This window comes from Paenibacillus sp. FSL R10-2734 (assembly GCF_037963865.1).
GTDB lineage: Bacteria > Bacillota > Bacilli > Paenibacillales > Paenibacillaceae > Paenibacillus_AQ.
In genome coordinates, this window is the sequence record NZ_CP150170.1 from 5,901,045 (window position 1) to 5,926,911 (window position 25,867).

Here is a 25,867-nt window from a genome sequence, read left to right on the forward strand (position 1 = left end):
GGTTGTTTTCTAACACTAAGGTTAGATTACCCCAAGATGGGGTCTAACAACCAAAATTCTGTAAATCACTCATGCCTGATCGAATCAGTTACACGTTGGTATTCTGTTTTAATTAGGACACGGATATTGTAGCACCGTTTTTTAGAAGTGACAAGCTTTTTTTAAGATTTACCTACCATTCTCCATATCCAATTCATCCTCTTTCTTTTGGGCAAGACGTTGAAGGTGAACTGTCAAATAGCTTACTTCTGCTGGGTACACAGGAATTCGCACTCGGTTTTCGATAACCTTAGTTAATTGCCATGCCAATGAATACATTTCGGGATACTCTCGCTTCATTAGACCATCCAGTGTAGAAGTCTCCCTTACGGATTCACCACGACGCAGCCTTTCAAGAACGAAACGCAGATGGGTCACCAAACGGGAATAATCAAGTGAATCACGCGGGATTCGATATTCTAGATTATTCTCTACGATTCCGACCAAATCCCCAATCAAAAGGGAATGCTGTCTGACCTCGGAAAGCTGTCTATGACTAAGCGCGCTAACAATATGCAGAGCTACAAATCCTACTTCATCCACGGGCAATTCCACACCCATGCCTTCATTGATCCGCTCAATCGCATACTCTGCCATCTTGTACTCTTCGGGATAAATCTCTTTAGTCTCGTATAGAAATGGGTTATGAATAGGGATATCTTGTTCATAACGCCGTATAGCAAATGAGATATGATCAGTAAGGGCAATGTGAACATGCTCATTAAGTGGCTGACGACTGCTATGCATAATATATAACAGAATTTCATGTACGATCTCAATCAACTTCTCGTCCACTTGGGGAAGAAGTTGTTTATATTGTTCTTGCTCTTCTTGGCTGCGAAGAATAAACATTTTCTCCACGGAGGATAGATTAATCTGATCATGCAATTTTCGATTAAACCCTATCCCTTTACCAATAACTACAACCTCGGAATATTGGGGATGGTCCGCAATGATAACGTTGTTATTTAACACCTTTGCTACAGTTATGCTACTCATATTTGCCACCTCTTTTATCTCTAAACACCTGACTTCCAAGCAGCAAACGCAACATGAAACGGTACGATTAAAAAACTCTTCGCTACCATCATATCATCAACATTCCGATATTAGAAGAACACTCTGCGTTCTATTTTACCCGAAAGGTTCTGCTTGAGAACTTGTACACCAATGTCACGGCGATAACCATATAAGCAATAGTCCCTGCAAGAACAACTAACGTAAAAATTGACGATGCGCTTGGGAATCCGATACAAGCCACACTAAGCCCCAATACAATGCTGTTTACGATAAAAAAGAATGGATTCTTCACATTAAGCTCCGTGCTGTAAGGTTGAAAAATATAATACATAAACAAGTGATGCACTGAAAAGAACAAGGAAAGACAAAGGATCGTTACCCAAAAGATCACCGCATCCAGCAAACCCCAATCTTCACCCGAGAGTAGAAACAGAAGAGTACATGCGATACATATGGCAACAGCAGGAATAAGATTTAGCCCACTCAATTTAATAAGGCGTATTTTAAAATTGTCTAGAATTGCAGCTCGTTCACGATAGAAGCCATAGCGCAATAAGCTTAAATCACAATTGTAAAACATCGCTTTGCACACTCGCTCACCTATAGAGGTGTAATTCATTATAAATACAAAAAAGGGTAGTCCACTAAGCAGATATGTTGTAAACTTGGACGAATTCTCCGGTGATATGAACATAATTAGGACTGCCACAATAAAGAGCACGCCAATGATGGTTAACCGTCTCTTGATGGGTTGAATCAACAAGCGTTTATGTCTGGAGAAAAAAATAGCATTCAGGTAGGCGTAACCAGTCTTTCCTTGAAATGCTTTCCCCTTAAGTTCTTCCGACGAAAAGTCCTTCTCTTTGGTCTGGACTTCTGCCACCCTCGCCTCTTTCATCATCCGGTTCATGTCCAGCAGTGGATCATCGATCTTGGTAACAACATCTACAGCGCTGCGATAGTTAGGATATTTTCCAATATACACAGCTGCAATTCCGCCAAGTACTACAATCACAAGGCTTACTGGGACACTAAATCCTGTCGAATCATTTACAAAAGCATACCCCAGATAAAGAGGCACATAGGCAAGTAGGCCACCTAGTCCAATCACCGACCATACCCAGCTCATCTTTTTAACTAACACAATTCCTTTTTTGTCAAAAAACCAAAGATTCAGCGCCTCGGTGACTATTCTCCAGGCCGTTAACAGTAGTGTAAGCCATACGCCATGCCACAGGGGTGCTTCGAAAATTCCCGCAAAGACGGTTAATGCCGGTACATAGTAAATAAAGAAGGTTAGGCCCTTTAGCAAAAGCGTTGCATGCATATACTGCTTAGCCGGAATCCTCATCAGCTTCACGCATATATATTTATCCCGTTTGGGCTCCAAAATAAATACATTAGAAACCGCAGCCACTATAAAGCTCAGAATTATAAAGATATGTAAGAACAATGCATACTGTTCAGCGAGCGGCAATTCTTTATTTGTAAGAACGATCGGCAAATATATCACAATTCCCAAATAGGCGAACTTATTTAAAAATCCCCACAATACCTTCAGTACGAGTACAATCCCAGCGAAGATTTGTTTTAGTGCAACATTGGAGTAGATATCACCTTTTAAAAGTTTGCCAAGCACAGGTAGCTTTTTGAAATAGTAAATCAGCCGATTGGCTCCGGACGAACCTCGAATCCTCTGGATGCTGCGAAGTGTCCTAATCATTGTTGCCATCCTGAAGTAAAGCTATAATCTGCTCCTCAAATTCTGGACTTTGCAGGGTCTCACGTGGAATTTCTTGAAGGGTTCCATGATTAAGAATAACCAGCTCGTCACATAAATCAGCGGCTAATTGCAAAATATGCGTAGAAAAAATAATGATGTGATCCTGCTTCATCTCACGCAGCAACTTCTTGATCTCAAGAGCCACAACAACATCAAAAGAAGTTAAAGGCTCATCTAGTAAAATCAATGGCGGGCGAGTAATGATAAAGCAAAGCATTTGAATTTTATTCTTCATCCCGTGAGAATAGCCCTTAATCAATCGGTGCCGATCTTCTTCCTCAAACTTAATAATGGAAAAATAATCTTCAATGCTTTTATTCGGATCGATCTTCTCATGATTAATGTCCATATAAAACTTTACGAACTCATAACCTGTCAGAAATTCAGGCAAGATGGGTAGAGAAAATACATATCCTATGTCCTCGTCACGAAGCGGAAGGATACTATCCTTCTCACCAATAAAGGCAGCGCCGCTATCCATTTGGGTCTCACCACTCAGACAATTAAAAAGTGTGGTTTTACCTGCTCCATTCCGTCCGAGCAGACCGTAAATCTTCCCTTTTTCAAAGGTATAGTCTGCACCTTTAATTACTTGTTTACCATCAAAGCTCTTGTGGATATGATCTAAAATCAGCTGCAATATCGCGCACCTCTCCTATTCTATAGCTCATATATAAAACTTAGGGTATGCCCAGCAGCATCACCGGACATACCTTAAGTTAAATGATTCTATAGTTATTGCTTTAACTATTCCTCAGGTTGCTCAGACACAGTATTTGAAGCTTTGCTCACTCCCCCTGTGGCTGCTGGTGATTGTAGGGAAACTGCGGGAGCGACTGGAACCGCCTTGCTTCCAGATGACCCTGTGGATCTGCTGGTCAGCCCTTTGATCAAGGCCTCTACATCAATACCAGAGACGCTCTTCAGCATCTCAGGAGCGGTGGACATCAGCTGAGTCACATAATTACTGACCCGAGCTGCACCTTCACCATTACCAGTATCTACAACGGTAAGCTTATCAATGGATGCCAGCGGCTTCGCGATTTGGCCAGCCAAATCAGGCAGCATTTTGACAATAATATCGAGCACCGCTGCTTCGCCGAATTTCTGGAACGCTTCCGCCAGTTTCTCTTTGGCCTCTGCTTCCGCTAGACCGCGCAACCGGATAACTTCGGCATCCGCTGTACCTTTTGCCAGCTCCGCATCCGCCATCGCCTGACCTTCAAGGCGCTTCTGCTCCGCAGTAGCTTTTGCCTGCGTCTCGATGCTATACTGCAATGCGTCCGCCTCGCGCATTCTCTTCGCCTTATCCGCTTCCGCCGCTTGCTCTACCGCGTAACGATCCGCTTCCGCTTTTTTCTTCACTTCTGCATCATACTGCTTCTCACGAACCTGAATTTCTTTGGCTTGCAGATCGATTTCACGTTCCTTACGCACCAGCTCAACCTTCATCTGCTCTTCAACAACGGTCTGCTTCGCACGTGCTTCTTGAATATGGTAAGCCTGATCGGCTTCCGCTTTCGCCGTGTCCTGGTCCCGTTTAAAGGCAGCTACCTTAAGCTGATTTTCCTTGGAGGCTTCGGCGATATTCGTATCCCGCAGCAGCTCTGCTTTTTGCCCTTGCTCCTCAGCGTTCGCCTTTTGAATTCTCGCATCCCGCACAGCTTCTGCTTCAGCGATTTCTGCGTCCCGCTTCACTGCAGCAATCCGCGGCTTGCCTAACGCTTCCAGGTATCCATGTTTGTCACGTACATCCTTGATGGTAAAGGAAACAATCTGCAGACCCATTTTCTTAAGATCACGTGCCGCCACACCTTGAACCTCTTGTGCAAAACGGTCACGGTTACGGTATACTTCCTCAACGGTCATGGAACCTAGTATTGCACGTAAGTGCCCCTCAAGCACCTCTTGAGCTTCACTCTTCAGCGCCTCAATCGGCTTCCCCATGAACTGCTCAGCGGCTGTTGCCACGTCTTCAGTGGAACTGCCCACCTTAATAATCGCAACCCCGTCAGCAATTACCGGTACACCTTGCTCGGTGTATACTTCTGGAGTTGTCACATCGAGTTTATGAGAAAGGAGTGACATAAATTCAGCCTTCTGAAATACTGGGAGGATAAACGCACCGCCACCACGCACAATTTTTATTTTACGTCCAGATCCATCGTCGGAAATATGATTGCTCCCTAAAAACGAACCGGTTACGATCATCCCTTCATCTGGTCCTACCGTTTTGTAACGTGCCCAGAAAGCAATCCCTAGCACAAACAGAACAGCGACAACAACAGCTGGAATTAACAAATAATCAGGAATTCCGAACATTAAAGATCCACTCCTCTTCTCTTCTCAAATTCTGAAACCCAGGCAACGCCTTCTCTAACATCCACTACAACAACTTTAACACCTGCTGGGAGAGGCTCATCCTCAAAGCTTGCTGCTGTATGCAAGCTATTGGCTGCGCCAAATTTGACCATAATCTCACCATATCCCTTAGCAGGAACAGGAACTGTAACTTCCCCGATTTTGCCGGGCAGTTCGCTCATAGAGAAACCATTCGACATTTCGCTCTTATGCATGGGCTTAACCACCCCAAGATACATAAGCACACCCAAAAAGGCAGCAGCTAACAAAGATAAAGCAGCGATGGGCCCAGCTTCCAAATCACTGTAACGGGTAAGAAGAATGCCCGCTCCGCCGAACACGGTTATTCCTCCTGCTAGAACGGTGGGATTCACAAAATCAACGGATACGAAATCAAAGACCCCATGCAGGGCGTTCCCGATCACATCTCCCACTAGGACGCTGACTATGGCAAAAATGACGCCAAGCGCCAAACAGCCTAAATACAGCGTTTGCATTTTTATTTCCTCCTGTCTTCCTTCAGGACTGTCATAATACTTTAAACGAACAAAGTAGGTCATTGGTTTCACAAACTTTGGATATTTAGCCAGAAAAGTTCCATTCAGAGGATAAGCTTGCTCACATAAGCACTTTTTTATTACATACGAGGGGTTGTCTTAAAAGCCGACCCATAGTTGCTGAAGCACTGATTGTTGTTGGGACGTTACTTGATTTAAACTCAAACCTTTGTTGAATTACGATCGTTAAAGGTGAGGATTGAGGAGCCAGTGAGATTTCCTTACAAACCTTGGTTTGAAGAACATTCTCGCGTACGAAGATGATGCTTACGACTCGGCCTATCGGACTCAGCGGACCTTATTCGCTGCTTTATCCGGCATTTGGAATGCTATCGGACCACATAGCCTCTATTGGCATGAAAAACAGCTAATATGAGGCAATTTCGAAGCAATAGTGTCTCTGGTGTCCGAAAACTTGCTCAAAAGGCTGAAAATCCGCTAATAACGTCAACTGGGTCCGTAAGACGTATATAGGAAGAGGAATCAGTAGTGAGGGGATCTTACAACTCTTAGTTTGATTAGGTAACATTCTCACGCACGAAGATGATGCTTACGACTCGGCCTATCGGACTCAGCGGGTCTTATTCGCTGCTTTATCCCACATTTGGAGTTCTATCGGACCGCATAGCCTCTATTGGCATGAAAAACAGCAAATATGAGGCACTTTTGATGGAATAGTGTCTCTGGTGTCCGAAAACTTGCTCAAAAGGCTAAAAATTTGCAAATAACGTCAACTGGGTCCGTAAGACTCAGGGGGGCTGAAGGGTTAAGGGCGGTGCCTGAGAATTTGAGGGTGTGGCTGTGGCTGTGGCTGTGGATCTGGATCTGGCTGTGGCTGGGTGTGGGTGTAGTTGAGGAGTAGGTGTGGATGTGGTTGAGGAGTGGTTGAGTTTGAGGAGTGGTTGAGTAAGACGAGCCACACTAGACCCATAAACGCAAAGAAGCGATTCACCCATAACGGGAGAATCGCTTCCCTGAACGTTCTATTTCGACGTCTAGAATAAAGACGGATTGTTTCTTTCGTAGATGATTCTACTTAAAGAGCCATTTTATAAATCTCAACTACATCCTCACGCTCAAGCTTGCGGAAATTACCAAATGGTCCGAAACGAACGGCCTTATCAGCCATACTTCCGATCTCGCTGTCATCAATATCATAATCACCGAGTGTCTTCGGTGCACCAATAGAATCCCAGAACCTACGCAGAGCTTCAATACCTTCCAACCCTATTTCTTCATCAGTCTTGCCCGCTGGATCAATATCAAACACATTTACAGCAAGCTTGCGGAAACGTGCAGGATTCGTATCAAGATTATATTTCATCCATTGTGGGAACAGAATCGCCAGGCCTCCACCGTGTGGAATGTCGTATACGGCCGATACTGCGTGCTCGATATTATGAGTCGCCCAATCTCCAGCAAACCCCATACTAACCATACCGTTAAGTGCCATTGTGCCGCAGTACATGATCGTCTCACGTAGCTCGTAATTATTCAAATCTTCAATAAGCTTCGGTGCTGTTTCGATTACAGTACGCAGCAAAGTCTCGCAGAAGCCGTCTTGTACCGCTGTGTTACCGTCGGTATGGAAATAATGCTCCAGAACATGTGACATGATGTCCACCATTCCGTAGACCGTCTGATCCCGTGGCAGAGTAAAGGTGTTCTCTGGATCAAGAATCGAGAATGCCGGGAATGCATGTACACTGCCCCAGCCCATTTTCTCCTTAGTCACTTCGTTCGTGATTACTGAGCCACTATTCATTTCTGATCCGGTAGCTGCCATCGTCAGCACTGTTCCGAGTGGGAGAGCGCCCTGAGGGGCTGCCTTACGCTCTACAAAGTCCCACATGTCGCCTTCATACTTCGCCCCAACAGCGACTGCTTTAGCGCAATCTAACACGCTACCGCCGCCTACCGCGAGAATGAGATCAATATTATGTTCGTGACATAGCTCTACGCCCTTATGTACGGTGGAAAGACGTGGATTAGGCTCTACTCCAGAGAGTTCAGTCACCGCTGCACCTATAGAACTCAGCTCAGCCATTACTTTATCGTACAGACCGCTACGCTTGATACTACCGCCACCATACATCAACAGTACGTTCTTACCGTACTTAGGAACCTCAGTCTTCAAAGCTTCCAGAGTATCCTTTCCAAATATCAGCTTGGTCGGATTATAAAATTCAAATTTACGCATATGTGTAAACCTCCAATGGTTATTTCAGAAATGTCTTGCTCCCTCGTATTATAAACCTCTGAATAGCTGCATTCAAATGGAGTAGCTTCTAGCCCTTCAAATATCCCCACAAAGTGGTACTTTGCTTCGATGCATACTCAGGTACTTTGCGGGGACCCCAAATTATACTTTCTGATACCTAAAAAAAGGGACGCCTCAAGCCCATAGGCTTGAGGACATCCCTAATCCAACCTTACAACGCGCCGAAGCTCTTCACGAAACGACGGAAAGCAGCTTGCCCTTCCGGATTCCGTTTGTAGACACCCGCGTGTTCAAGAATATGTGTAAACTTGATGCCGACTTCGTTCTGTACAATCTTGACGGCCTCATCATGCTGTAATGCCATTCCGAAACGCTCCACAAGCTCCTGAACCCAAGCTGCATGCTGCGCAAGTGGATGACTAGGATCATTCTTCACTGCTTCTAACCGTGCTTGATCTCCTGCAAGGATACTCGCAATCGCATCGAGTTCTTCCTTCAGGCGACCCGGCAAGATCGCGAGTCCCATAACCTCAATCAAGCCGATGTTTTCTTTCTTGATATGGTGCATCTCCCGATGGGGATGAAAAATCCCTTCAGGATATTGCTCGCTAGTCCGGTTATTACGCAGTACAAGATCCATCTCGAAGCTGCCATCTTCCGCACGGCGAACGATAGGAGTAACGGTATTATGACGCTGTACTTCACCATCAACCTCGCTGAAAGCTAGCACTTCAGCATCGGAATCACTGTAAGCCTTCCAAGCTTCGTAAAGCGCATTACCACACTCTAACAGTACCGTAGGATCTTCCCCATTCAATCGCAATACGGACATAGGCCATTTTACGATATTAATGCTTACACCCGGATAAGATGCATGCGTGAAGGTATCTTCCTTAGGCGCTTTCTGAATAGGGAAGGTGTGACGTCCACCTTGGAAATGGTCATGCGTCAGAATTGATCCGCCAACAATCGGCAGGTCTGCGTTTGAGCCAATAAAATAGTGCGGGAAAGATTCCACAAAGCTAAGCAGCCGCTTCAAGGTATCCTTGGTAAGCTTCATTGGCACATGATCATGATGGAATACAATACAGTGCTCATTGTAGTAAACATATGGCGAGTATTGAAAGAGCCATTTCTCATTATTCAGCTGTAGTGGAATGACACGCAGGTTCTGACGCGGCGGATGATTAACCCGTCCCGCATACCCAACATTCTCACGGCATAGCAGACATTTTGGATAGACCGGCGGCGGAAGCAACCGAGCCATTGCGATTTCCTTCGGACTTTTCTCAGGCTTGGACAAATTGATTGTCATCTCGATGTCACCGTAAGGCGAATCTTGCAGCCAGTATACATTCTTGGAAATCCGGTCCATCCGGATATAGTTGGAATCTATGCTTAATTTATAAAAGCGGTCAGTAGCAGCGGATATGCCTTTTTCAGCAGTTAAACGATTGAACTCAGCATTCACGTCTGATGGACGGGCCATTAGGAGTCCCATAATCTTAGCATCTAGCAAGTCACGGTAAGTGTCGCTATTTTCCGGAATCAATCCGATTTCAAAACCATAGTCAATCAGTGCATCCAACGGAACCTGTGGACCTTCCAGTGGACTTTGATCGATCTCGCCAACGTACGGCTCACTAAATCCGAATTGTTCTAGCAGCACATTACGGCTATAATCTTCATCTGTTGGAGCTATGAGCTGCTGGCGCAGTGCGAACAGAACAAGCTGCTCAATCGCATGCAAGGCTTTGTGCCCAGCAGGAGTACCATTATTCTCGTTGTGCATTTTAATTCTCCTTAAGTAGGGTCTCAAGCTCAAGTAAGCGAGTACCCCTTATTCTCCGTACCCCTGCGGATTGGCCGAATGCCAGTTCCAGGCGCTTTGAATGATATTTTCCAAGTCAGCATGCTGAGGGTTCCATCCTAAGATAGAACGCGCTTTGTCGGAGGAAGCTACCAATACAGCCGGATCTCCAGCACGGCGTTCCTGAATGACAACTGGAATTTCAAGTCCAGTAACCTTCTTCGAGGTTTCGATAACCTGTTTCACCGAGAAGCCAAGTCCATTTCCTAAGTTGAAAATATTGCTGCTGCTTCCGCTACGCAGGTAAGTTACTGCACGAACATGGGCATCAGCCAGATCGCTAACATGGATGTAGTCGCGTACACATGTACCATCTTCAGTAGGATAGTCGTCTCCGAAAACTGCGATGCTCTCCCGTTGCTTCAAAGCGGTTTGCAATACCAGCGGAATCAAGTGACTTTCTGGACGATGGTCTTCACCAATTTTGCCACTAGCATGGGCACCTGCAGCATTAAAGTAACGTAGTGCCACGTATTTGATACCCAGTACTTTGTCAAACCAAGCCATCATGCGTTCCATGGTCAGCTTAGTTTCGCCGTATACGTTTGCTGGCTCGGTACGGTCTGTTTCTTCAATCGGCACCTTTTCCGGTTCGCCGTAGGTTGCAGCTGTCGACGAGAATACGATTTTATTCACGCCAGCTTTTTGCATAGCTTCCAAAAGGCATTGTGTGCCGTATACGTTGTTGTCATAATACTTTACTGGGTCCTTCATGCTCTCACCAACCAAAGAGCTCGCCGCGAAATGAATGACTGCCTCAATCTCGTTCTCAGCAAACAGCTTACCAAGCAGCTCCTTATCACGCAGATCTCCTTCATATAGCTTGCCGCCCAGTAGCGCCTCACGATGCCCTGTTATCAGGTTGTCGATGACTACTACTTCTTCGCCGCGATCCAGCAGCTCTGCCACAGTATGAGAACCAATATACCCTGCTCCACCTGTTACTAAAATCGCCATCTGATTACACTCCCTTCAATTCTTGGACACCATTACCGATGCCGCAAACATAGAACTCGCCAACCAAACCAGATCTTGTGGTATATGCTTCGCCAACTTCACGAATAAAACGTTCTACATCATCTTCATGTACCAAGGATACAGTACAGCCACCAAAACCTGCGCCAGTCATACGGGAACCGAGTGTACCCGGGATACGCTGTGCTTCTTCAACCATAATATCCAGCTCTTCACAGCTAACTTCATACAAATCGCGCAAGGAAGCATGTGAGTCATTCATGAATTGTCCAAACTGCTTCAGATCATTGTTCTTTAATACCTCAACGGAATCTAGTACGCGTTGATTCTCTTCCACAACATGGCGGGCACGGCGTCTAACAACTTCGTCTGTGATTTTATCTTGGTGAGCTTCGAACTGTTCACGATTGAGCTGTGCCAGATAAGTTAGTGAAGGAACTTCTTTTTGCAAAATAGCCAAGGCCTCATCACACTGCTGACGACGCTCATTGTACTTGGAATCTACAAGTCCTCTGCGTTTGTTCGTGTTGCCGATGACCAACTTGTAAGCACCCGTGATAAAAGGTACCAGATTATATTCAAGCGTATCACACATTAGCAGGATCGCATGGTCACGTTTGCCATTAGCAACTGCGAACTGATCCATAATTCCGGAGTTCACACCTACATATTGATTCTCAGCACGTTGGGACAAGAGTGCAATCTCAACGGTATCTGTGTCCCCGCCTTCAAGTGTGAGGAAAGCATAAGCAGTAACGACTTCGAGAGAGGCCGATGAAGACAAGCCTGCGCCATTCGGAATATCGCCATGGAATAGCAGGTCGTAACCTTTGGACACTGGTGTATTTTTCTTATCCAGTTCAACCATTACTCCAACCGGATAGTCAATCCATTCTCCAGTTTTAGACTTGCCAATTTCACTATAATCAATAGAAGCTTCATAAGGAAAATTTGTGGATGCAAAATTCACTTTGCTGTCACTACGTGGACGTACAATCAAAGTTGTACCGAATTCCAAAGCTGCTGGCAACACGTATCCACCGTTATAATCCAAGTGCTCTCCAATGAGATTGACACGCCCTGGTGCATAAAACACCTTAGCTTCTTGCTCGCTTACCCCGTACTTTTCGATGAATTTCTTATTAAGTTCTTGTATGCTCATTAATGCCACTCCATCCTTTCGCTGCTTCAGCCAGTGGGAATTAGTAAAAGCGTTCTTTATGTATTCATTATAATAGAATCAGTTATCCTCTGATAATGCAATCATGTGTGTAATGTATGGATAAATGTGACTTCCCATAATATAATAATTACACAAATATTTAATATACCCTAAACTATAAGCCATTAAATGACAATAACACAAGAAAGGCTGTCCCAAATGGAGCATACTTATTCCGTAGGATCCAATCCCGTGTATTACGATAATCAAAATCTTCATGTACTGTTTGCAGGTCAGAGTCAGACGATTCCTAACCATCAGGCTGGTCCTAAGATCTACGATTATTATTTACTTCACTTTATAGAGTCCGGCTCAGGTGTTTTCCGTACAGAACATCATAAATATGTGTTGGGCAAAGGTGACTGTTTCCTTATTCATCCAGGACAATTGGTCAGTTATATCTCGGATAAGGATCAACCCTGGTGCTATCGCTGGGCGGCTTTTACTGGGAGTGAGGCTGACGCTCTTGTGTTGCAGACAGGCTTCACACCAGAAAAACCTGTTGTGACTACAACGGATGAGAGCGGCATCCCAGGCGCCCTATCCAGTATCATGCAAGCCTTCAAAGCAAACAAAGAAAGTGCCCACCTGACTTCTCTAGGGTATCTTTACCTCATTGTAGGCGAAGCCGCTGACTTGCTTTCTTCCTTCTCCCGTCTTCCCGGAGCAGAATCACAGGTTAAACGTACTGTGAAGCAAATGATCCATTACATGGCCTCTCAATACGCCCATCCGGTCTCCATTGAACAAATGTGTGATACCCTTGGCTATAACCGGGCCTATCTATCCCGTGTATTTAAGCAAGAGACTGGGTTATCTCCGGTAACGTACTTGCTGAAGCTGCGTATTGAGAAATCTAGACAACTGCTGCGTGAACGACCGGAGCTGTCTGTCGAGCAAGTAGCTGCATCCGTTGGACTAACTGACGCCTTGTATTTCTCGCGCCAATTCAAACGTTTTTGTGCTCAGTCACCCACCGCTTATCGGCTCACAACGACAAGACATGTAAAGAAACAAGATCAATAAGAGAAAGCAGCGCAAAAGGGATTCATATATTAGACAAGTCCAATATATGAATCCCTTTGTTAAGCAACCCTTCAGTTAGCTTAGGTTATCTTGCATATAGACTCAGATATTCGGGGTAAGCACGAAGATGTATCTCTTTCGCCCTTTTCTGAGCCATTTCTTTCAGTTCTGGCACATGCTCGGCATCAACATAGTCAGCGAGGACATCAATCACATCATCAAGGAGTTTCGCTCTAAAATAAATCTCCATCCGTTCCAATATTGCATGGCCTGCTAAATCAATAACCAGGTCTCTACAATAATCCCAATCCTTTGATTTATAGATCGGCCATACAAGTACGGAATAATCCATTGCAGCGTCTCCAAATACCGTTAAGTCATCCCAATCAATGATCCAACAATCATTACTATCATCGACTAAGACATTCTGCCAATTTATATCATTGTGTACGATGTCGGTCGCCTTTTTCTGAAAAGAAGGGTGCTGACTAACCATTATTCGCAATGCTTCCACTTCCGTATCGAACCAATCTAAAGTTTCCTCCGTTACGAAGTCCAGCAAATGCTTTTCCGCTCTAATGATTTGTAAATCTTCTTCAAATCGAGTGATATATTCGTCAGTAAATGCGGCGGCATAGTTGTAGTCCTTATCCTCACTTGCAACTGCCATCCTAATCTCTGTATCCGCATGTAATTGATGAAGTGACTTCAGAACCTTCTCAATCACTGGCATTGGATCGGAAATGGAGCTTAATGGTTTACCTTCGATAAAATCAAATACTAAACCATAAGAATAACCAGGTGTTATTTCTTGAGCAATCTCCCTAATCAACCGTGGAGCCTTGTAATTATTAGTCAAATGCTCGCTGATCTTTACCCACTGTTTAAGTCCTGTTGCTTTTTGTTCTTGCGAGAGTTTTAAATGGCGAATGGTTTGACCGTCCGTTATGCGATAAGACTGGTTTACAAACCCTCCAGGGTTCCAAATATACTTAGCCTCAATCTTCGATCTATTTAACCCTAAAGATTGCGAGTTGGCTTCGGTCCACTCTTTCACCTTGTTCTCATCTTGATGCAACTCCATTGATACATCTCCTCCCTTCATGGTTGCTATAAAAAACCGCGGTAGCTCAGGACAATTTTTTCTTGCCCAAGGCTTCCGCGGTTATGGATAGCTTGTTTGAGTAGACGTTGATTTCCCGGAAAAACTCGCTACTAATAAATCACGTCGTAATCAATCACGTTCCGTTCTCCGTTTTAAGAATGATCTCCACCCGATCCAATTCTTCCTGCGAGAACTCCAAGTGTTTAAGTGCTGCTATATTTTCTTCAATCTGATTAACTTTGCTAGCCCCTATAAGCGCTGAAGTAACCTTGCCGTCACGGAGTGTCCATGCTAGTGCAAGCTGCGCCAAGCTTTGACCCCTTGAAACAGCAAGCTGATTTAGCGCGCGGATCTTACGCTGTACATCCGGTGTAATCCGGCTCTCATTTAATGAGGCAGAGGATTTGGCCGCTCTTGATCCCTCAGGAATCCCATTTAAGTATTTATTGGTTAACAGCCCTTGGGCCAGAGGTGTAAACGCGATACTGCCAACTCCGCTCTGTTCCAGAACATCCTGTAAACCGCCCTCAATCCAGCGATCGAGCATAGAATAACTCGGCTGATGAATGAGGAGTGGCGTCCCTAGACTTTTCAAGATTTTAACAGCTTCGAGCGTTTGCTCTGCATTATAATTAGATAATCCAACATACAGTGCTTTACCGGAACGCACAGCATGGTCCAGCGCCTGCATGGTTTCTTCAAGTGGTGTTTCCGGGTCCGGCCGATGAGAATAATAAATATCTACATAATCTAAGCCAAGCCGCTTCAGACTCTGGTCCAAACTGGCCAGCATATATTTACGCGAACCCCATTCGCCATAAGGGCCGGGCCACATGTTATACCCTGCTTTTGTCGAAATCACCATTTCATCTCGATATGGAGCCATATCACTAGCAAGCACTTTACCAAAGAGGTCTTCTGCTGAACCTGCTGGTGGTCCATAGTTGTTGGCTAGATCAAAATGGGTAATTCCAAGATCAAACGCACGAGTGATCATTTCTTTGCCATTCTCATAAGTATCCACTCCACCAAAATTCTGCCATAATCCTAATGAGATTGCCGGAAGTTTAAGACCAGAGTTCCCGCAACGGTTATAACGCATTTCTTCATACCGCTTATTGCTTGCTACATATACCATTGCTTATCCCTGCCTCTCATTACGCGCTACTTCAGCATCTACCATATCTTTAAACTACTGAGCGCAATAATAATCTGGCAACCGACAAACCATTATCCCTTCTAAACAAGTAGATCCTTAACACTTCCGAGTACTTTCCCAATACGATCTGTAATCAGAAGATCCGCTCGATCATCAAAGGGTGTCGGGTCGCCATTTAGCAGCACAGTATGTCTGCCTCGGAAATAAGTGACCAGACTAGCCGCAGGCTGGACCGTTAGAGAAGTGCCGCCAATCATGAGCATATCTGCAGCTGCTATCGCTTCGACAGCGCTTATTAGCACGGAATGATCTAATTCTTCTTCATATAAGACAACGTCCGGCTTGATTATACCGCCACATTCGGGGCAGCGAGGAACGCTCTCAATGATCTGTAGCAGCTGCTCCAGTCCGTAATAACGTGAGCAGTCCATACAATGGTTGCGATGAATCGAACCATGCAGTTCAAGTACATTTTTGCTGCCGGCCAGCTGGTGCAGGCCATCAATATTTTGCGTAATAACCGCCTTAAGCTTGCCCTGCTGTTCTAATTCCGCAAGTAGCTGATGCGCACCATTCGGACGAGCCTCCGGATGAATCATTTTACTACGATAAAAATCAAAAAAAATGTCCGGCGAGGACATAAAAAAAGTGTGGCTCAGCATCACTTCAGGTGGATAAGGCGAATTGTGCTGCGTCTGGTATAAGCCCGCTGCTGAGCGGAAATCTTTAATTCCGCTTTCTGTGCTTACTCCTGCGCCACCGAAGAAAACTATGTTATCACTGTCTTTGATCCAAGAAGCTAGTGTCTGCAATTGATCCATGCTAAATAGCACATCCTTCCTTTTATAGGCTGATCAGTAGGTGATACGTAGCTCATTATAGCTAGAAATAATTACATCTGCGTCAATCAAGTGCTTATTATCTCCCAAGTTTGAGATTCCAACGGCGAGACGTAGGCCCGCACCTTTACCCAATTGCATATCTGCATTACTGTCACCAATAATAATCGTCACTTCAGGCGAAAGTCCCAGCTCCCGGCAGGCTAATTCAGCCATTTCAGGTGCGGGTTTTCCGTTTAATACTCTGTCTCTTGTAACTACCGAATCGAAATAATGTGCAACACCAAGCCAATCCAGATGTTCCTGAGTGGTCTTTTCACCATCTGAAGTAACAACGCCTAGCTTGAGCGATGCAGCAGCGCACTGTTCCAGAAAGGGATGAAGCCCTTCTAGAGGTTGGGCCATGCGGCGTTTGCGCAATTCATACATCGCATCCTTAGCTATACTTTTTACACGGGTCAATGCTTCATTCCAAGGCACACCCGCAGTGTACAGCTGCCATGCGAGTACACCATAACTTTCTTCCTCTGTAGCCATAGTGAGCGGACCAGCAGGATCATAGCCAATCAATTTACCCGCAGCATCATGCTGTGTACCAAGCACTTTACTCCGATCCACAATAAAATCGGTTCCCATAATCGCAAGCTGATCTTCCATTCCACGCAGTACAAGCTCGGCCCAATTCCCCCATGTGGCTAATAAATCCAATAACGTGCCATCTTTGTCGAACAATATGCCTGAACAAGGAATACACTCGTCGTTAATATGTAATAATGGCATAAATCTCCCTCCCTTTGTTGGAAAGACCAAAGGCTACCTAAGATTCCCTAGCCAATCCAACATGGCTTGCACTGTATCATTTTGCTGCTCTTCTTCGGAAATGGTTGCTTTCCCATCTCCTTTTTGTGGTCCATAGCTTCCAAACTGAGCGTGATTTCCACCGACGATTGAACTATAAACCGTATTATCTGGCAGATAGGAGCGACCTTTACTGTAGCTATCTCTGTCAACCACCTGATCTTCAGTGCCCAGCACTGATAATACAGATAAAGTAGTGTTTCTTAGACTGCCTTGTTCATCGGGATAGGAGGCTAGAAAAAACACACCTTCCAGCTGGTCCGAATGCTCCGCCGCATACCTCGATGCCATGACACCCCCTAGGGAATGCCCACCTATTACAAAAGAAAGCTTAGGATGCACACGAATAATCTCATCAGCGGCATCACCCTTTGTTACCGCTAAGTTAAGCGGCATTTTGGCTATATAGAAAGGATGCCCCGCAGCAGCAACACTTTTCGCCAATGGGGAATAAGCCTCTGCTTCCACCAGCCCCCCCGGATAAAAAATAACCGCTGCACCTTTTGTAATCGAAGGCTCGAAGGCGATCCAATTGGCATTCTGTTCGACTGTAACCCCACCACCTGAAATTAGCGCTGTTTCGGCTTTTTCAGCCGGAGCATAAGGGGTTAAATATTTCCATAACAGCAAGCCGGCTACAACAAGAATGATTAGTACAATTAAACCGATACGTCGTTTTGTTATTTTTTTCTTCAACATGCTCCACTCCCGGATGTTACTGCATATAAGAAAATTATAGTAGAAACCCTCTGTTCTAACAACCGTCAACACATCGCCACAATTAACAGTGATGATAACGCTTACATTAGTGAGTTAATTCACAATTAAATTGAAGAAAATCTCGTATTTTAAAATTAAAGCATTAAGCGTCCTTGGAGGGAAGTCATGGCAGGGGAAATCTCGCTAGACACGCGTGGGAAGACTTTTTTTCTGAATTTACGGTTTTTGCTTATTGTCACTGTATTCATTGGAAATGCTATAGAACCTCTGATTGGATCGATGAACAGCTTGCATAGCTTATATATGTGGATCTTCAGCTTTCATATGCCGCTCTTCGTGCTCGTCACCGGTTTTTTTGCCAATAAACACCTCACAGGTACGCCAGGCCGCCGCATAGTCATGCAAATTGGATTGCAGTACATTATTTTTCAAAGCCTATACTCTGTGCTAGACGCGACCATATTTCAGGTACAGAGTATCCATCATTCCTTTTTCGCCCCCTATCTGCTCTTATGGTTTCTGGCAAGTCATGCTTTCTGGCGTTTGCTTATGACCGGGATCCGTAAATGGACGCCTACCGCACAATTCATTTTTGCTGTCGCCTCTGGGATTGCCGTTGGGTACCTACAGCTCGATGGCGTATGGTTCAGCATTAGCCGTACTTTTGTATACCTGCCTTTCTTCGTATTAGGTTATCATTTTTCGTTTCAGTCCTTTTCCCGCTTCTTTCAAAAATGGATTAAAATCACCGCTGCCGCAGTCTCCATGCTTCTATTTATCCTGTTTGGAGCTTGGGGATCTGAGTTGCCGATAGGCTGGCTTTACGGAAGCATGACCTACATGCAGCTTGGGCTTCAAGAATGGTACGCAGGAATATATCGTCTTGCCGTTTACGGTCTGCAAATTACTGCTGCATTAGCGTTTATGGGGTGGATTCCTTACTCGCTCAGCCGGATGACTGACTGGGGTTCCCGTACGTTGTATGTTTTTCTACTTCATGGATTTATCGTTCGTTCTGCCGCTGTTTCTGGCCTGTACTCCTATATTAACCATCCCTTAGGTGCCTTCTTATTGGTACTTTCTGCAATCTTACTAACCATTCTCTTAGCCCAACCAAGTGTAAAAAGACTAATGCATCCTATTGTTGAACCCTCAGTCGGTTGGATGATTACCCTGCAGCGTGTTGCCTTACGACGCTCATTATAAGTGGCCTATCCCCTAGCGGATAGGTTTTTTTATACTCTATTAAGGTCGACCACCTCAAGAGAAACTTCACACTGTTCGGTAGAAAAAACGAGCTCTTTGTGATAGACTCACTAATAACAATGACTTCTCCGTTCTTTATAGGCGGAAACCGTTTATACCAAAACAGCGGCATTTTTTATAGAAACGGCTTCGCCCTTCTTCTCTAGGAAGCTCGTCCCCGTTCATTCTATAAACCGTATATACGCAGGTCTTTGGAGTTCATTGCGTTAATGCGACACTATATTTATTGCAATTTATTTAGGGGGGAAATATCATTATGGCAGCCAAGAAAATGCGTTCAGACATGATTAAAAAAGGCTTTGACCGTGCTCCACACCGTAGTCTCCTGCGTGCAGCCGGAGTAAAAGAAGAAGATTTCGGAAAGCCGTTTATTGCGGTCTGCAATTCCTATATTGATATTGTTCCAGGTCATGTGCATCTTCAAGAGTTCGGTAAGATCGTTAAGGAAGCGATTCGTGAAGCTGGCGGCGTTCCTTTTGAATTCAATACGATTGGCGTAGATGACGGTATCGCTATGGGACATATCGGCATGCGTTATTCACTACCAAGCCGTGAGATCATCGCTGACGCCTTGGAAACTGTAGTTTCCGCGCATTGGTTCGATGGCATGGTCTGCATCCCTAACTGCGATAAAATCACACCGGGTATGATGATGGGCGCACTGCGTGTCAACATCCCAACCATGTTCGTAAGCGGTGGCCCAATGAAAGCCGGAGTAGACAGTAAAGGTAACAAGCTCTCCCTTACCTCGGTATTTGAGGGTGTAGGTGCTCACCAAGTCGGCAAAATCAACGATGCTGAGTTGCTTGAATTAGAACAATTCGGTTGTCCTACCTGCGGATCTTGTTCGGGAATGTTCACCGCGAACTCCATGAACTGTCTGGCAGAGGCACTTGGACTGGCATTGCCAGGTAATGGTACCATCCTAGCTGTAGCTGATGAGCGCAGAGAATTTGTACGCAGATCCGCTACTCAACTGATGGAATTGATTAAGCTAGACCTTAAACCAAGAGATATCGTAACTAAAGAATCCCTCGATAACGCTTTTGCGCTGGATATGGCAATGGGTGGCTCCACCAACACGGTGCTACACACCCTTGCGTTGGCTCAAGAAGCTGGTATCGATTATCCGCTTGAACGCATTAACGAAGTTGCTAACCGTGTTCCTTACTTGGCGAAACTGGCTCCGGCATCCGATATTTTCATTGAAGATGTGGACCGCGCAGGCGGCGTTAGTGCCGTATTGAATGAACTGCTGAAGAAACCGGGCGCTCTGTACGGAGAATGTATGACGGTTACCGGCAAAACATTAGCCGAGAACGTAACCGGACATGAAATCCAAGATACTTCCGTAATTCATACGATCGATAACCCTTACTCCGAAAGAGGCGGTCTCGCCGTACTTTACGGCAACCTGGCTCCAGAGGGTTCCATCATTAAAGTAGGTGCAGTTGATGCTTCTGTAGGTGGATATCACAAAGGTCCTGCGATCTGCTTTGATTCCCAAGAGTCTGCACTCGAAGGTATCGCAAACGGTAAGGTTAAAGAAGGCCATGTAGTCGTTATCCGTTATGAAGGTCCAAAGGGTGGACCGGGAATGCCGGAAATGCTAGCCCCTACTTCGCAAATCGTGGGAATGGGTCTGGGTGCTAAGGTTGGTCTGATTACAGACGGACGTTTCTCGGGGGCTTCCCGTGGAATCAGCATCGGTCACATTTCTCCAGAGGCTGCTGAAGGCGGCCCAATCGCTTTTGTTGAAGATGGCGATATCATTGAACTAGATCTCAACAACCGTAAGATTGAACTGCTGGTTGACGAAGAAGTATTGGCGGTTCGCCGTACAGGCTGGAAAGAGTTTGAGCCTAAAGTTAAGACTGGTTACCTGGCTCGCTATTCCAAAATGGTTACCAACGCAAGTAACGGTGCAGTACTGAAGATTTAATTAGCAAACCGAGTAAATAATTTTTCCTAGCATACAAGAGCAGTCCACCTTAGATAATCTTTGGTCGGACTGCTCTTTTTTATTGGAAACCAAAAAGATGCCCCACACACCATCTCTGGCTTGTGGGACATCTACATTACCGATCTAATATAAGATAAATAAATAATGTCATGAATCAATTGGTTACTGTTGCTCCTGGTAATTCCACTTCTGTAAGTGAATCATTAAGTGACAACGCTTCCTCTTGTTGCGGTTTACGTTTCCTTACTGACCTTTCATCATGAGGCAGTTGCTGGTTCATCTTCTTGAGCAATTCTGAGACAGGCATCAGGATTAGCTTCGGTACAAGGACCTCACTTCGCTCCTTGAGCCTAGCACCACCATCTGGATGAATCACACTTAACAGGATCTTTAAGTAAAACTTAGTGGAGCGTGCGAATATACCATCCGGCAAATCATGTACACTAAAGCCGAATTTCTCTGGCCCACGGTTAATCATGCTAACTCCATAAAGCGCTTTGGCTTGCGCGAGGTTTATATCTTTGGCAATGACTTCTGCCAGCATTGGCAACCCTTTCTCCATTCTGCGAATCATTCGAATCGCAAGTTGAGCAGAAGAACGAGAATGAATGCCTAATTCGAATAATTGTCTGTTATCAATATGCAGCTCAATGACTTTATCGCCTTTACTCAGCAGGGTTCCATCACCGAGTTCAACAGGCTCTCCCTGATATTTACGCATTCGATAATGCATAAATGGATCGGCTGGGTTAATCGTCTTGAGCTGGAAAATCACTTGAAATACCTGCTCCCAAGCCAACCAGAGTCCTACTATTACTCGTTTACCAAAGGATAAGCGCCGAATAGGTGACTTCTCCGCCATCTTGATCATGTCATCAACTCGAATGGTGCGTAATCCCCTTCTATGCGCCTCCTGCAACGTAAGTTCAAGGGCTACCAGCATATTCTCGGGTGCATCCGGATCGGCTCCCAGCGTTGTGCCACTATCATGCAGCAGCATCACTTCACCGGGATTTAATCGAGCCAGCATTTTCTCAGTGAGCCGCTGCGCTCCAAGCTTCTCGCGCCAATCTCCAAACATTACCGACCAAAGAACAATTTCAACTTGGCGACGTTTTGAAATATCAAACAAGTTAACAATACCCCATGGTGGACGGTAATACGTACTCCGCTCGCCTATAATATTGTAGATAATATCATTTGTACGCTGAATCTGGCGACGGACGGTTGCGGGCCGCATGAGCCAGTTCGTCTTATGAACATAATTATGAATTCCAATCAGATGTCCTTCTTCATGTATCCGCTGAATAAGCTCCGGATAACGTTCGGCGTTAGATCCTACAACAAAAAAGGTTGCTTTTGCATCATACTTCTTCAATAAATCCAGGAGTAATGGTGTAAATCGAGGGTCAGGTCCATCATCAAAGGTCAACGCGAACTCATTTCGCCCAGTTCCTTTACGAAAGACACGGTAACCAAAAATACGGCTAATCATACCCGGGATAAAAGCATAAAAAGATGAGATATAAAATAACCAGAGCAGCAAAGTCTGCATATGAATTCCTCGCTTTTCCAGAGTTGACTTTGGCTCGCCTTACGTCTGCAAGCAGAACCCGTGATACGGCCAAGTGAAGTTAGATAAAAAATACGTTACCCCCTATTTTAACACATGTATCAAAGAAATAGACGATTTTTAAGTAAAATCATGTACAATGTATTCAACCTGACATATCAACAATTTAAAAAGGGAGTTGTTTATATCTATGCTGCCGTTATACAAAAAATATTGGCGCACGTTCTTCGACATTGGATTAATTGTCCTCACGGTCTATCTGGTGATGTTCGCCTTCAGTAAATTGTATCAGTTAGCTGCACCTGTATTCCTATCTTTTTTTGTATTTTTGCTTATTGAACCGCTTGCCCGTTTCTTGAACCGTCGGGGGCTTGCCAAACCATTCGCTTCTGCGATCTCAGTGCTTCTGTTTCTCATCGTTCTTCTGGGTACGTTATTTGGCGCTGGACTATTGGTCACCATCCAAGCTCTTCACTTTCAAGATAATCTCCCTAAGTATACAAATGTGGTACAACAACATTTCGTGGAATCCACAAACTATCTTCAGCAAAAAATCGATAGCTTGCCGCCCGACGTTACCGACAAAGTGAATGGATATTTTAAAGATGCCACTAACGTCCTTACAGGATGGCTTGTAACTTTTCTAAAGTATATGGTCGGAGTTCTCGGATCCTTCTCCTCCTTCATGGCCAATTTTGGGATCGCCATTATTTTGGCTTTTTTTCTTAGCATGGAGATTAAAGATTGGCGCAAGATTGCCCATGACAAAATGCCAAAAACATTTAAAACCGCCTATGCCTTTTTACAAGGAAACGTCTTTAAGGCCATCGGCTCTTATTTGAAAGCTCAGCTTATTCTGATCAGCATAACCTTTGTTATCGTACTGATCGGCCTATTCATTCTAAGGACCGGCAACGTGATCACTATGGCGCTTATCTGTGCTGTATTTGACGTCTTGCCGCTCCTTGGTGTTACAACGATTTTAGTCCCTTGGATCATCTATCTGTTCATTGTTGGCAATACCTCTTTAGCAATCGGTCTAATCGTACTTCTCGCGATAGTACTAATTGTAAGACAACTGCTCGAGCCGAAGATTACCGGGAATTCGATTGGCGTATCGTCTGCTTTTCTGATGCTGTCCTTCGTCCTTATCTCAACATCCGCTTTCGGTGTAGCTGGTCTGATCTTATCTCCGATTCTGCTTATTCTGATTAAAGAACTGATTCAACAAGGATATCTTCAGAGCTGGATCTATCTGCCTCAGGAGGAGTTTATCGTGTCTCCCTTTGCTGCAAACGGCCCTTCAACTAAGGGGAAGGCTACTCCTACTCCTCCAGAGCCTCAAGCTTCTGAAGAAACCGATAACAAATCAAATACTTGACCAAACAGCTTAATGGCAAGATGCGGACTATCTGGAGCAACATTCTCTACAGCGACTGATACCGCATATCTTGGGTGATCCACCGGACCATAGCCGATAAACCATTGATTGTTACGAGCCACACCCTTAACTAGCGTCTGTGCTGTACCTGACTTACCTGCAACGGGCCAGTGTGTGCTTTGTAGGCGGGTTCCGGTTCCTTCCGTCACTACTTTGCGCATCATGGACAGTAACTGGCGGGCTGTTGACTCAGAGATTGTCCCTGCCGATGAAGGGGATAAATGTCCAGGCAGCTCCTCCAGCTTCTGCCCGTTCGCGAATGTTACTCGCTGCAAAATTCTCGGCGCCCTTACTTCACCCCCATGCAGAAGCGTTACAATAAGATTAGCTGCTTGTAAAGGCGTAACTTGTACATCTCGTTGTCCAATTGCAGTCTGCACCCTGGCTCCCTTATCATCTGGAAGCAATGTAGTAAATATGGTTCCCTTTTGCTCTCCAGATAGTGGTTTTAGGAGTGGAAACCCAAGCGTCTTTTCTGCTTGCCAGCTAATATCTCTTCCGAGTCCTAGCGCGAGTGCAGTCGATTGAAGCTGAACTCCGCTCAAGCGCTCAGCCAAAGCAGCAAATACAGTATTACAGGACACGGCGAATCCTTGCTCTAGCGTAAGGGGGCCGTGTCCTTTTCCTTTCAGACACGAGAGTCCATATTTCTCATATTGCCCTGAACAATAAAAGAGCTCGTCAGCAGAGGTCACTCCAGCTTCTAACGCTGCGGCGGCTGTAACGATTTTAAAAATCGATCCAGGAACGGCTGCCTGAAGCGCCCGATTATTCCACTCGCCCCCTTGAGGAGATATCTTCTCTGGGTTGTAGAAGGGTAAAGATACCATCGCTTCAATATCTCCCGTTCCGGTGTCTAACACCACGACGGCTCCTTCTTTCATTCCGGATTTGAGCGCTAGCTCCTCGATTCCTTCCTGAAGCTTTTTATCAATCGTTGTATATAAAGACAGAGGATAATAGGGATTGCCTGGAGCCCTAACTTGAATGGGGCTGCCTGGAAAGCGATTCCCGCGCGCATCCACTTGAGCATAAGCCTCAGTATGACCTACACCTTGAAGCAATGGCTCTAGCGTCTTTTCTAATCCGTCCGTGCCTGTCATCGGAATTCTAAGACCCGTAGGTGAAGCTTTATCTCCAGCATGCACGACGGCTTCTGATAAATATCCTAGCCATTGCCGACCTGAAGAATTCCCATCATATCTGCGTGCAAAAGGGAGTACGCCTACTCCATCGATACCCAGCGCACTTACTTCTTCTGCTTGCGCCGGTGTAAGTTCGAGTGGCCCTTTTCCCACCGATGATGGCCAGAGCAAAGGTTCTTTAAGGGAAGAACGCTTATTCAACAGTTGTTCATAGCTGACACCCAGAATGGCGGCCAGTCGGTGCATGGGTTTATCTTCTTCGTAAACAACCTTCGTCACAGATTTCTTAGTCTTCTCCTCTTGTGGAAAAAACGCCGCAGTCCAAATGGTTTCCCCAGCAAGCGGCTCACTCTTACGGTCATACAGCCGACCCCGCCCGCTGTCGAGCACAGTCTCCCGTTCACTCTGAATTTCAGCCATCTTAGAGAGTGTATATTTCGTTCCAGGAACAGTCTGTTCCTTCATAATTAGTTGAACCCACGCCAGCCTAAGGATCAACACGGCTACAGCCGCCGATAAAATAAGAAGACCGCTGAATACACGACGGTGTTTGTTATTACGCAATGTCTTCCCTCCTGATCAAACTCCACACCTATTATGTCCTACCTACATTCATTAGAATCTCCATAAATTTGCCTTCACAACATCGGAAGTAAAAATATATTTTATACTGGCTACATACTTATACTTTCTTATATATACAAAAAACCGCTTCTCCTAAAGG

General features: G+C 45.2%; 20 protein-coding genes. 4 read left to right on the forward strand and 16 right to left on the reverse strand.

The genetic code is table 11. The annotated features are described in order from the left end of the window. Positions 1 to 168: 168 nt before the first annotated feature. The 9 genes from NSS67_RS25605 to NSS67_RS25645 form a co-directional block, all read right to left on the reverse strand. Complete coding sequence (locus NSS67_RS25605; RefSeq protein WP_339316543.1) at positions 169 to 1,038, reverse strand: PRD domain-containing protein; 870 nt, start codon at positions 1,036 to 1,038, stop codon at positions 169 to 171. 130 nt (positions 1,039 to 1,168) lie between these two features. Beyond that, entirely contained in the window at positions 1,169 to 2,782 is a 1,614-nt protein-coding gene (locus NSS67_RS25610; RefSeq protein ID WP_339316544.1) for a hypothetical protein, read from the reverse strand. Continuing rightward, positions 2,775 to 3,482 carry an ABC transporter ATP-binding protein gene (locus tag NSS67_RS25615; protein ID WP_339316545.1) on the reverse strand — a complete coding sequence of 236 codons (708 nt, stop codon included), beginning with the start codon at positions 3,480 to 3,482 and terminating at the stop codon, positions 2,775 to 2,777. The genes NSS67_RS25610 and NSS67_RS25615 overlap by 8 nt, the downstream gene beginning before the upstream one ends. Positions 3,483 to 3,589: 107 nt before the next feature. Then, positions 3,590 to 5,164, reverse strand: coding sequence for a flotillin family protein (locus NSS67_RS25620; protein ID WP_339316546.1), 1,575 nt, complete (start codon positions 5,162 to 5,164; stop codon positions 3,590 to 3,592). Then, positions 5,164 to 5,700, reverse strand: a complete 537-nt coding sequence (locus NSS67_RS25625) for a protease (RefSeq protein ID WP_339316547.1) — start codon at positions 5,698 to 5,700, stop codon at positions 5,164 to 5,166. The genes NSS67_RS25620 and NSS67_RS25625 overlap by 1 nt, the downstream gene beginning before the upstream one ends. 1,096 nt (positions 5,701 to 6,796) lie before the next feature. Next, complete coding sequence (locus NSS67_RS25630; protein WP_339316548.1) at positions 6,797 to 7,960, reverse strand: iron-containing alcohol dehydrogenase; 1,164 nt, start codon at positions 7,958 to 7,960, stop codon at positions 6,797 to 6,799. Positions 7,961 to 8,192: 232 nt separating this feature from the next. Then, on the reverse strand, positions 8,193 to 9,773 hold the full coding sequence (locus NSS67_RS25635; protein WP_339316549.1) for a UDP-glucose--hexose-1-phosphate uridylyltransferase: 1,581 nt from the start codon (positions 9,771 to 9,773) through the stop codon (positions 8,193 to 8,195). A 48-nt stretch (positions 9,774 to 9,821) separates the two neighbouring features. Then, the gene (gene galE, locus NSS67_RS25640; RefSeq protein ID WP_339316550.1) at positions 9,822 to 10,808 is read right to left on the reverse strand and encodes a UDP-glucose 4-epimerase GalE; all 987 of its coding nucleotides are present in this window, start codon (positions 10,806 to 10,808) and stop codon (positions 9,822 to 9,824) included. A gap of 4 nt (positions 10,809 to 10,812) precedes the next feature. Further along, the gene (locus NSS67_RS25645) at positions 10,813 to 11,988 is read right to left on the reverse strand and encodes a galactokinase (protein ID WP_339316551.1); all 1,176 of its coding nucleotides are present in this window, start codon (positions 11,986 to 11,988) and stop codon (positions 10,813 to 10,815) included. Between the two features lie 219 nt (positions 11,989 to 12,207). On the opposite strand from NSS67_RS25645, the gene NSS67_RS25650 reads away from it, so the two are divergent. Next, positions 12,208 to 13,074: an AraC family transcriptional regulator gene (locus tag NSS67_RS25650; RefSeq protein ID WP_339316552.1), complete on the forward strand. Its 867-nt coding sequence runs from the start codon at positions 12,208 to 12,210 to the stop codon at positions 13,072 to 13,074. An 85-nt stretch (positions 13,075 to 13,159) separates the two neighbouring features. Here the strand turns inward: NSS67_RS25650 and NSS67_RS25655 are convergent, their stop codons facing one another. The 5 genes from NSS67_RS25655 to NSS67_RS25675 form a co-directional block, all read right to left on the reverse strand. Then, complete coding sequence (locus tag NSS67_RS25655; RefSeq protein ID WP_339316553.1) at positions 13,160 to 14,158, reverse strand: aminoglycoside phosphotransferase family protein; 999 nt, start codon at positions 14,156 to 14,158, stop codon at positions 13,160 to 13,162. 154 nt (positions 14,159 to 14,312) lie between these two features. Beyond that, positions 14,313 to 15,317 (reverse strand): L-glyceraldehyde 3-phosphate reductase, encoded by a 1,005-nt coding sequence (mgrA, locus tag NSS67_RS25660; RefSeq protein WP_339316554.1) that lies wholly within the window; start codon positions 15,315 to 15,317, stop codon positions 14,313 to 14,315. Positions 15,318 to 15,418: 101 nt separating this feature from the next. Then, positions 15,419 to 16,159 carry an NAD-dependent protein deacylase gene (locus NSS67_RS25665; RefSeq protein WP_339316555.1) on the reverse strand — a complete coding sequence of 247 codons (741 nt, stop codon included), beginning with the start codon at positions 16,157 to 16,159 and terminating at the stop codon, positions 15,419 to 15,421. 33 nt (positions 16,160 to 16,192) lie between these two features. Further along, entirely contained in the window at positions 16,193 to 16,957 is a 765-nt protein-coding gene (locus NSS67_RS25670; RefSeq protein WP_339316556.1) for an HAD family hydrolase, read from the reverse strand. A gap of 33 nt (positions 16,958 to 16,990) precedes the next feature. Beyond that, positions 16,991 to 17,734 (reverse strand): alpha/beta hydrolase, encoded by a 744-nt coding sequence (locus NSS67_RS25675; RefSeq protein WP_339316557.1) that lies wholly within the window; start codon positions 17,732 to 17,734, stop codon positions 16,991 to 16,993. A gap of 186 nt (positions 17,735 to 17,920) precedes the next feature. Here NSS67_RS25675 and NSS67_RS25680 point away from each other — a divergent pair, with 186 nt between their 5' ends. Both NSS67_RS25680 and ilvD read left to right on the forward strand, forming a co-directional pair. Continuing rightward, on the forward strand, positions 17,921 to 18,961 hold the full coding sequence (locus NSS67_RS25680) for a fucose 4-O-acetylase (RefSeq protein WP_339316558.1): 1,041 nt from the start codon (positions 17,921 to 17,923) through the stop codon (positions 18,959 to 18,961). A 316-nt stretch (positions 18,962 to 19,277) separates the two neighbouring features. Beyond that, on the forward strand, positions 19,278 to 20,963 hold the full coding sequence (gene ilvD, locus NSS67_RS25685) for a dihydroxy-acid dehydratase (RefSeq protein WP_339316559.1): 1,686 nt from the start codon (positions 19,278 to 19,280) through the stop codon (positions 20,961 to 20,963). 175 nt (positions 20,964 to 21,138) lie between these two features. Here ilvD and NSS67_RS25690 read toward each other — a convergent pair whose 3' ends face one another. After that, positions 21,139 to 22,539: a polysaccharide deacetylase family protein gene (locus NSS67_RS25690; protein ID WP_339316560.1), complete on the reverse strand. Its 1,401-nt coding sequence runs from the start codon at positions 22,537 to 22,539 to the stop codon at positions 21,139 to 21,141. A 208-nt stretch (positions 22,540 to 22,747) separates the two neighbouring features. On the opposite strand from NSS67_RS25690, the gene NSS67_RS25695 reads away from it, so the two are divergent. Continuing rightward, positions 22,748 to 23,938: an AI-2E family transporter gene (locus tag NSS67_RS25695; protein WP_339316561.1), complete on the forward strand. Its 1,191-nt coding sequence runs from the start codon at positions 22,748 to 22,750 to the stop codon at positions 23,936 to 23,938. Here the strand turns inward: NSS67_RS25695 and NSS67_RS25700 are convergent. Further along, on the reverse strand, positions 23,899 to 25,707 hold the full coding sequence (locus NSS67_RS25700) for a penicillin-binding protein 2 (protein WP_339316562.1): 1,809 nt from the start codon (positions 25,705 to 25,707) through the stop codon (positions 23,899 to 23,901). The two genes, NSS67_RS25695 and NSS67_RS25700, sit on opposite strands and share 40 nt — an antisense overlap. Between the last annotated feature and the right edge of the window lie 160 nt (positions 25,708 to 25,867).